Annotated in this window: 10 protein-coding genes and 3 pseudogenes; 7 read left to right on the top strand and 6 right to left on the bottom strand. The window is 72.4% G+C overall.

What is annotated here, in order from left to right:
• Positions 1–129: 129 nt before the first annotated feature.
• Both ABZS54_RS22135 and ABZS54_RS22130 read left to right on the top strand, forming a co-directional pair.
• Entirely contained in the window at positions 130–762 is a 633-nt protein-coding gene (locus tag ABZS54_RS22135) for a hypothetical protein (protein WP_355538574.1), read from the top strand.
• A 59-nt stretch (positions 763–821) separates the two neighbouring features.
• Entirely contained in the window at positions 822–1,292 is a 471-nt protein-coding gene (locus tag ABZS54_RS22130) for an N-acetyltransferase (protein WP_355538571.1), read from the top strand.
• Between the two features lie 42 nt (positions 1,293–1,334).
• On the opposite strand, the gene ABZS54_RS22125 is transcribed toward ABZS54_RS22130, so the two are convergent.
• Genes ABZS54_RS22125 through ABZS54_RS22115 form a run of 3 tightly spaced genes read right to left on the bottom strand, consistent with a single transcriptional unit; the run spans position 1,335 to position 3,173 of the window.
• Positions 1,335–1,964, bottom strand: coding sequence for a hypothetical protein (locus ABZS54_RS22125; protein ID WP_355538568.1), 630 nt, complete (start codon positions 1,962–1,964; stop codon positions 1,335–1,337).
• Positions 1,954–2,670: a 2OG-Fe(II) oxygenase gene (locus ABZS54_RS22120; RefSeq protein WP_355538565.1), complete on the bottom strand. Its 717-nt coding sequence runs from the start codon at positions 2,668–2,670 to the stop codon at positions 1,954–1,956. The genes ABZS54_RS22125 and ABZS54_RS22120 overlap by 11 nt, the downstream gene beginning before the upstream one ends.
• A complete protein-coding gene (locus ABZS54_RS22115) occupies positions 2,667–3,173 on the bottom strand; it encodes a methylated-DNA--[protein]-cysteine S-methyltransferase (RefSeq protein WP_355538562.1) in 507 nt (168 codons plus the stop codon). Before ABZS54_RS22115 ends, ABZS54_RS22120 begins: the two co-directional genes overlap by 4 nt.
• Before the next feature lie 259 nt (positions 3,174–3,432).
• On the opposite strand from ABZS54_RS22115, the gene ABZS54_RS22110 reads away from it, so the two are divergent.
• Positions 3,433–3,984, top strand: a complete 552-nt coding sequence (locus ABZS54_RS22110) for a GNAT family N-acetyltransferase (RefSeq protein WP_355538559.1) — start codon at positions 3,433–3,435, stop codon at positions 3,982–3,984.
• A 22-nt stretch (positions 3,985–4,006) separates the two neighbouring features.
• On the opposite strand, the pseudogene ABZS54_RS22105 reads toward ABZS54_RS22110, so the two are convergent.
• Positions 4,007–4,135: pseudogene (locus ABZS54_RS22105) on the bottom strand (short-chain dehydrogenase); the annotation flags it as partial.
• Here ABZS54_RS22105 and ABZS54_RS22100 point away from each other — a divergent pair.
• Positions 4,127–4,234 (top strand): annotated as a pseudogene (locus ABZS54_RS22100) (transcriptional regulator); the annotation flags it as partial. The pseudogenes ABZS54_RS22105 and ABZS54_RS22100 sit on opposite strands and share 9 nt — an antisense overlap.
• Positions 4,235–4,270: 36 nt before the next feature.
• On the opposite strand, the gene ABZS54_RS22095 reads toward ABZS54_RS22100, so the two are convergent.
• Both ABZS54_RS22095 and ABZS54_RS22090 read right to left on the bottom strand, forming a co-directional pair.
• Positions 4,271–4,606 carry a VOC family protein gene (locus tag ABZS54_RS22095; protein ID WP_355538556.1) on the bottom strand — a complete coding sequence of 112 codons (336 nt, stop codon included), beginning with the start codon at positions 4,604–4,606 and terminating at the stop codon, positions 4,271–4,273.
• A gap of 129 nt (positions 4,607–4,735) precedes the next feature.
• Positions 4,736–5,482, bottom strand: a complete 747-nt coding sequence (locus ABZS54_RS22090; RefSeq protein WP_355538553.1) for a helix-turn-helix domain-containing protein — start codon at positions 5,480–5,482, stop codon at positions 4,736–4,738.
• A gap of 158 nt (positions 5,483–5,640) precedes the next feature.
• Between ABZS54_RS22090 and ABZS54_RS22085 the strand changes: the two genes are divergently transcribed.
• The 3 genes and pseudogenes from ABZS54_RS22085 (at position 5,641) to ABZS54_RS22075 (ending at position 7,301) form a co-directional block, all read left to right on the top strand.
• The gene (locus ABZS54_RS22085) at positions 5,641–6,276 is read left to right on the top strand and encodes an NAD(P)H-binding protein (protein ID WP_355538550.1); all 636 of its coding nucleotides are present in this window, start codon (positions 5,641–5,643) and stop codon (positions 6,274–6,276) included.
• 81 nt (positions 6,277–6,357) lie between these two features.
• On the top strand, positions 6,358–6,741 hold the full coding sequence (locus tag ABZS54_RS22080) for a DUF488 family protein (protein WP_355538547.1): 384 nt from the start codon (positions 6,358–6,360) through the stop codon (positions 6,739–6,741).
• Positions 6,742–6,940: 199 nt separating this feature from the next.
• Positions 6,941–7,301: pseudogene (locus ABZS54_RS22075) on the top strand (helix-turn-helix domain-containing protein).
• The last annotated feature ends 3 nt before the right edge of the window (positions 7,302–7,304 follow it).

Below are 7,304 nucleotides of genomic sequence, written 5' to 3'. Positions count from 1 at the left end.
CGCCGGGCCGAGGCGGGGCAGCCCGCCGAGCCGGGCGGCGGACGGCCGCCGCACCAAGGCGGGCCGGGCCTCCGATCCATCGACCTCGGTGGCCGTCCGCCGGCGGGTTCGCGCCGGTAGGTTGCCGCCATGAGCGACTTCGACGCCCACATCGAGGCGGAGCGCAAGCGGTTGGCGGACCCGGCAGCCGCAGCCGGCGCGACACCGGCCGCGGGGCGACCTGCGGACTGGGCCCGGATCATCGAACGCATCGAGCTGCTCCTGGCCGCGACGGCTGCGGAGTTCGACAGGCGGGGTATCGCGACGCTGCCGGTCTTCGGATACCCGCCCGCGCGGGGGCTGTCCCGGTTCATCCGCCGGCGGCCGGGCGTCGTGGATCGCCGTCGACCGGTCCTGGACCTGTTCTCACTCGACCGCGCGGGTCGGCCGTTCCTGGAGCGCGGCGCCGTACAGGCTCAGGAGGTCTGGTTGCGCAACTCGCACCCCGGCCGGGCCAACGCACTGCGCGCGGCTGTGCTCCGCGCCGGCCTGACCCCGGACACCCGGGTCCTTCGCGCGGGCCCGCCGATCCTGCTCGACCCCGACGAGGCCGCCCGCACCGACCGCGCCGGCGACTGCTTCGGCGTCGCGGCCGACGGAACGCTGCTGGTGTACCCACCGGCGGCCGACACCGCACCGATCCCGCTGGTCGAGGCACTCACGACGGCCGTGACGAACGCCGCCCCACACCCCTCGCGCAGTGACGCGAGTCCGCCGCACTGACCGCCGAATTCGAACGACCCGCGGTCGCCCGGCCGAATCCCTCCGCGTAGGCTCCCGCCATGGCTGAACCCACCTTCGTCCCGGCGGAGTTCGTCGTTCCGGCGGCGCCGAGCACACCGTCCTTCCGACTGGAACCGCTGGCCGCCCGGCACAACCGGGCCGATCTGGCCGCGTGGTCGTCGAGCATCGAACACATCCGGGCCACCCCCGGCTTCGTCGATCGCCACTGGCCGCCGCTCGACGGGCTGACCGCGGAAGAAAATCTGCGCGATCTGGTAGAACACTCCGACGACTTCACCAAGCGCACCGGCTTCACGTACACCGTGCTCGACAACGGTGGCAACGCCGGCGACTACGACGTGATCGGCTGCGTCTACATCTACCCGGACCGGGACGACCCCGCCGTCACTTCGGTGCGCTCCTGGGTCCGGGCCGACCGGGCCGAACTCGACGGGCCGGTGTACCGCGAGGTCTCCGCGTGGCTGGCCGAACACTGGCCGTTCGAGCAGGTCCGGTACGCGAAACGGTAGTCGGCACCGACCCGGCCATCCTCAAACCGGCCGGGTCGCCGCCTACCAGGGCCCGTCGTCCCGACCGGTATCGGTGATCGCGTCCGTCAACGAGGCGAAGGCGTACGTGCGTTGCGGATCCCAGTCGGTGCTGCGCAACAAACGGTCACGCATGCCCGCCCAGCCCGGTGCCGCACCCGCCACCACCCACGCGTCCGGAGCCTGTGCGGTCAGCCGCAACGCCGGGCGCAGCCACGAGGCGGCCTGCTCCGGCCACGAGACGAGCGCCACCACCTCGCCCGGCCAGGCCGCCGCGAGCGCATGCGCTGCGGCGGTCGAGGCGCGGTCTCGCCCGTGCCCGATCGCCAACGTCCGGCAACCGGCCAACCTGCCCAGCAGCTCGGCCAGTTCGGCATCGGTGTGCGGCGCCGGCGGGCGCCCGTGCCAGCGGGCGTAGGCCGCCGGCAGGCACACCGCGCACGGCCGGAACCCGGCCGCGATCGCGGCGGCCTCGTCGGCGAAGAACACCCGACTCGCGACATAGCCGCCGAGCGCGATCGCTCGCAGTGCACTGCGGCAATCCAACCGCCCGTACAGCCGACCGTTGGTGGTGCCGCCCAGTGTGCCGGGCGTGACGCTGCGGTAGGGCCGCCCGTCCGGCCCGATCAGCGTGTACTTCACCTCACGCCGCATCGTGGAAGACCAATCCGAGAGTACGGCGCAGCCCGGTGTGCACGGTGCTGACGCCGTGCCGCATCGGCGCCGCCGACCAGCCGCGGGCCGAGCGGATCGGGCGATCCCGAGTGGTGAAGATCAACCCGTGCCCCTGCGGCAGGCTGATCGCGGTGCCGCGCGACTGGGCCCGAAAGCGCTGCTCGGCCATCAGGAACTCGCCGCCCGTGTAGTCGACTCCGGGCTCGTCCAGGCCGATCACCACCTGGAGCGGGAAGACCAGGTCGCCGTACAGATCCCGGTGCAACGCGTTCCAGTCTCCCGGTCCGTAGCGCAGCAGGATCGGCGTCGGCCGGGTCTGGCCTGCCGCATGACACATCGTCAGCCACTCCTCCAGGGTGTCCGGCCAGGGTGCGGGCCGCCCCAGGCGCTCGGCCCACGCGCGAGCGATCGGCAGCAGGTGCGGGTAGCAGGACGCGCGCAGCGTCGCGATCGGCTCGGGCACGGGTGCGGCGAAGTAGCGGTACCGGCCGGAGCCGAACCGATGTCGGGCCATGTCGATGGTGGCCCGGAAGAGCTCCGGGCGGTCGTACAGCTCGGCGATCTCGCGACAGGCGTCCGGGTCCAGGATCCGGTGGGTCAGCGCGTGGCCGTGCTCGTCCACGCGCGCGGCGAGTTCCGTGCCGGCGGCCGGCTCTGTGGCGAACAGCGTGTCCACGGCACTCACCGCACCCGTGCCAGGATGGCGCCTTCGTGGGCGAGCAGGTACTCCTTGCGTTCCAGGCCGCCGGCGTACCCGCGCAGCGCGCCGTCCGCGCCGATCACCCGGTGGCACGGCCGGACCAGAAGCAGCGGGTTGGCGCCGATCGCGGTACCGACCGCACGCACTCCCGCCCGCGAGGTGCCCACCCGCTCGGCGATCGCACCGTACGTGGTGGTGGTGCCGTACGGGATCTCGTCGATCGCGGCCCAGATGCGTTCCTGGAAGGCCGAGCCGCGCGATGCCATCGGCAGGTCGAAGTCGTGCAGGTCGCCCGCGAAGTAGGCGTCGAGTTGGCGGACCACCTCGGCGAACACGGCCGGGTCCGGGCGCGAGTCGGCGGCCGCGGCGGCGCCGCCCTTCTGGCCCGGCACGGACAGCGAGGTCAGCGCGAGCGTGCCGTCGGGGCGTACGTCGCCGATCAGCAGCAGCTCGCCGAGGGGGCTGTCGAGGGTGGTGTGGACGGTCATGAGCGCTTCCTTCCCGCGTGCAGTGGCCGGATGCCGCGTGCACTGATCACAGGTGCTTCCGGGTTCCACTGTGCGCGATGGCGGGCGCTTCGTCCGGCGGGAATCGGACATCGCATTGAACCTCGATTCGGGCCGCGATGCGGGCTGTCGTTCGCGCCGCGGTTCGAGCCTCGCCGCAGGTCGCGGTCCTGACCCCGCTGCGGGCCGCGGCAACACCCGACCACTCGGGCTCTGCGCCACATTCGGGCAGGATGGTCCGATGATCGAAACAAACCGTCTCCTGCTCCGCCGCTGGCGTGACGACGACCTGCCCGCGCTCACCGCGATGAACGCCGACCCCGAGGTGATGCGCCACGTGGGCGACGGCCTGCCACGTACCCCCGAGCAGAGCGCCGCTGCCCTGGCCGCGTACGAACTCGCGTGGGAGACCCGCGGCTTCGGCCTGTTCGCGGTCGAACTGCGCACCGCCGAACCGGGCCCGGCCGGCGCGCTCGCGGGCTGGGTGGGCCTGGCCGTACCGGAGTTCCTGCCCGAGGTACTGCCCGCCGTGGAGATCGGCTGGCGGCTGGCCCGCCCGTACTGGGGTCACGGCATCGCCACCGAGGCCGCCTTCGAGGTGCTCCGGTTCGCGTTCGAGTACGCCCGGGTGCCACGCCTGGTCTCCGTCTGCCACGTGGACAACACCGCATCCATCAAGGTGATGGGCAAACTGGGCATGACCGAGGAGCGCCGCACCACCGTCCCCGCGCACGGTCGCCCGGTCCTGGTCACCGAGCTCTCGCGCGGCCGCTATCTGCGCGCCCACCCCTGAGCGAACGGCCCGCCGCCCGAAGGACCCGGTCCATCGGGCCGGGCGGGATGCCCGTCGCGCCGTTGTCGAAGGCGGCGTCCAGCCGGCCCTACAGGTACACGGCGCGGTCCACGGCGGCGCGTACGTCGTCCACGTCCGCCAAGTCGCGGACCGCGTCCGGCGCGTGGTGATCCACACCGCGGCGCCCGGTCCGCCTGCCGAGGAGGCGCTGCGGCTGCTGTCGGTCGTCGGCACCCACCGCCTGGACGTAACGGCTGGGCCGAGCCGCCGACATCGCCGTCCGCGTTCAGCCCGAGACGCAGAACTCGTTGCCCGCGGGGTCCTGCATCGTGGTCCAGTTCAGCCCCGGCGCATCGCGCTCGGCCACCACCGTCGCACCCAGAGCCACCAACCGCTTGACCGCGGCCGGGCGGTCCGGCGTGGAGAAGTCCACGTGCACCCGGTTCTTGCCGACCCGATCCTCCGGCACCCGCTGGAAACCCAGGACCAGGGGCTGGGCCGCGACGATTACGAACTCGCCGAAGTCCTCGGCGATCTCCACCCCCAGCGCGTTCGCCCACCAGGCGGCCAGAGTGCTCGGATCGGCGCAGTCGATCGTGATCATCTCTTGTTTCAATTCCATACGCGCACGATAGGAGGTCGCCCCGACCAGGCGACCCACTCCTCGCCGGAAGTGTCGCAGCCCACACCGACACGGCACCCGCGTCTTCGGGCGCGGTCCGCTGCGTACCGGCCCCGGGCCCGCCTCCGGTCAGGAGCGTGCGATGCCTCGGATCAGGGTACGAGCCGTGCTCGCGGCGAACTCGGCCACCGTCGGGCCGTCCTCGACGCCCATGAAGTGCCGTAGGAACGCCCGTTGGTAACACGCGCCGAGCAGCAGCGCGGCGGCCGCGTCCGGGTCGGCGTCCGGGTCGATCCGGCCCCGGTCGCGTTCGACCGTGAGGTAGGCGGCGAGCAGGCGCAGCGGGACGTGCGGGCCGGCACCGATGCCGCGCAGCGCCTCGCGGTGGCGGTGCAGCAGCGCGGGTTCGGCGAACAACGACGAGGCGATCGGCATGCTCTGCTCGTAGAACTCGGCGGCCCGGCTCGCGATCGCCGCCAGTCGCCGCTCGACCCCGTCGGCGCCGGACTCCGCAGACCCGCCGGACCCGCCGGACCCGCCGGAATCTTCGGACCCGTCCAACCCGTCCGACTTCTCGAACTCCTCTGATTCTTCGGCGAGTTGGGCGAGCAGCGGTCCCAGCGGCGGCAGTCGCTCCTGGAGGACCGCGACGAACAGCTCCTCCTTGCCGGTGAAGTGCTTGTACAGCGCGGCCTCCGAGCAGCCGGCGGCGCGCGCGATCTCCTTGGTCGTGGTCCGCGCGAGGCCGAGCGTGCGCATCAGGTGCTCGGCGGCGTCCAGGATCCGCTGCCGGGTGGGCACGACCTGTCGCGGCCCCTCGGCCGGTGCCGAGTGCGGCTCCCGCTGCTGGGGTTCGGGGCGGGGCGAGTGCGGCATGGAGGCGGTCGTCCGTTCGTCGTGGGTGGTCCGATCCGGGGGTTTCGGGTGCCTCCGATGGGGTTCGAGGCGGTCCGTCTCCCGGACTTGACGTAGTGGTGAGCAAGTATTCACCATATGGAGGTGAGTGAATACTCACCCACCTCGGGAGGCAGAACATGAGGCTCACCGTCCTCGGAGCGACCGGTGCCACCGGTGAACACGTACTGCGTCACGCCGCAGCCGCCGGACACAAGATCACCGCCGTGGTCCGGGCGCCGTCCCGACCCGCCTTCGAACACCCGAACATCGAGGTCGTATGGGCGGACGTGACGAACCCGGCCGAGCTGCGCGAGGCCATCGAGGGCCGCGACGCGGTGCTGTCCGGAATCGGACCGCGCAACCGCAAGAGCCCCGGCATCGCAACGGCGGCGACCACCGCGATCCTGGCCGCGATGGCCGACACGGGTGTACGACGCGTGGTGACGATCAGCGCGGCGCCGGTGGGCCCGACGCCACGCGAGGACTCGGTCTTCGTACGCGGCGCTCTGATCCCGATCCTGCGCGCGATGCTCAAGGCGGTGTACGCGGACCTGGCGGCGATGGAGGCCGAGTTGGCCCTCAGCGACGCCGACTGGACCACCATGCGGCCACCGAAGCTCACCAATGGCACCGGCACCGGCACCTACCGCACCCACATCGGCGGCAGCGTCCCACGCGGCAGCACCATAGCCCGGGCCGACCTCGCGCACGGCATGCTCGCGGTCCTGGACGACCCGGCGACCTACCGCCGACCGGTGGGCATCGCGTACTGAATCGGGTACCGGGCCGGCCCGACGGTGAGATCGCCGCGAGTCGGGTACAGGCCACCGATCACCACACGAGCGGGAGGCACCATGGCTCGGCGCAACACGACCGGCGGACCCACCATCACCGTGCGCCGGGTATACGAGCCGGCCGATCCGGACGACGGCCTGCGCGTCCTGGTCGACCGGCTGTGGCCACGCGGGATCGCCAAGGCGGACGCTCATCTCGACGCATGGCCCAAGGAGTTGACCCCGTCCACCGAGCTGCGCCGGGCCTGGCACGCCGGCGGCCCGGCCGACGAGGTCTTCCGCGCCCGCTACCGCGACGAACTCGACGCCGCGCCGGCGCACGCGGCCCGCACCGCACTGCTCACCCGGGCGGGCGGCGGCCGGCTCACCCTGCTCACCGCCGTCCGCGACCCGGAGCACAGCCACGTACCGGTTTTGATCGAGTATCTGAGCGAGGGCCCATAGGGCACGGCGGCACACTCCTGCCGAGTCGTCGCACGCCCACGGGTCCTCGAACCCCAGCGGGTGGACGCGGTACCGCCGGGTCCTCGAACCCCCACCCCTCGAAGCTAGACAGGCCGAAACGCACCATTCGGTCACCATCGACCGCACCACAAGCCGATACGCACCATCCGGTATCCATCGGCCGAACCACAATGGCCCCATGACCGACCACGAGGGCGAGTACGTCGCCGACTGCCGCGCCCGCATCGGCTTCGACCTGCTCACCAATCGCTGGAACAGCGTGGTCGTCTACGCACTGGCCGACGGCCCGATGCGGCCGGGCACGCCGGCCGCGCAGATCGGCGGGATCAGCGCCAAGGTGCTCAACGAGACGCTGCGCCGGCTGGAATACCACGGCCTGGTCATCCGCCGAGGCTCCGCCGCGCGTCGAGTACGCGCTGACCGACCTGGGCGAGACCCTCCTGGTCCCGTTCCGCGCACTCGGCGCCTGGTCGGTCGAACACGACCACCGCGTCCTGGCTGCCCAGGACGCGGCGGACGCCGCGGCGGATACCGCCTGAACG

It is taken from the genome of Embleya sp. NPDC005575, from assembly GCF_040605455.1.
Classification (GTDB): domain Bacteria; phylum Actinomycetota; class Actinomycetes; order Streptomycetales; family Streptomycetaceae; genus Embleya.
Note: the sequence above shows the minus strand (reverse complement) of the source record. Positions and strands in the feature narration are given on the sequence as shown.

What these genes read in the sequence shown, in the direction of transcription:
- ABZS54_RS22135 (WP_355538574.1), top strand. Translation starts at nt 130, where the DNA reads ATGAGCGACTTCGACGCCCACATCGAGGCGGAGCGCAAGCGGTTGGCG.
- ABZS54_RS22130 (WP_355538571.1), top strand. Translation starts at nt 822, where the DNA reads ATGGCTGAACCCACCTTCGTCCCGGCGGAGTTCGTCGTTCCGGCGGCG.
- ABZS54_RS22125 (WP_355538568.1), bottom strand. Translation starts at nt 1,964, where the DNA reads ATGCGGCGTGAGGTGAAGTACACGCTGATCGGGCCGGACGGGCGGCCC.
- ABZS54_RS22115 (WP_355538562.1), bottom strand. Translation starts at nt 3,173, where the DNA reads ATGACCGTCCACACCACCCTCGACAGCCCCCTCGGCGAGCTGCTGCTG.
- ABZS54_RS22110 (WP_355538559.1), top strand. Translation starts at nt 3,433, where the DNA reads ATGATCGAAACAAACCGTCTCCTGCTCCGCCGCTGGCGTGACGACGAC.
- ABZS54_RS22095 (WP_355538556.1), bottom strand. Translation starts at nt 4,606, where the DNA reads ATGGAATTGAAACAAGAGATGATCACGATCGACTGCGCCGATCCGAGC.
- ABZS54_RS22090 (WP_355538553.1), bottom strand. Translation starts at nt 5,482, where the DNA reads ATGCCGCACTCGCCCCGCCCCGAACCCCAGCAGCGGGAGCCGCACTCG.
- ABZS54_RS22085 (WP_355538550.1), top strand. Translation starts at nt 5,641, where the DNA reads ATGAGGCTCACCGTCCTCGGAGCGACCGGTGCCACCGGTGAACACGTA.
- ABZS54_RS22080 (WP_355538547.1), top strand. Translation starts at nt 6,358, where the DNA reads ATGGCTCGGCGCAACACGACCGGCGGACCCACCATCACCGTGCGCCGG.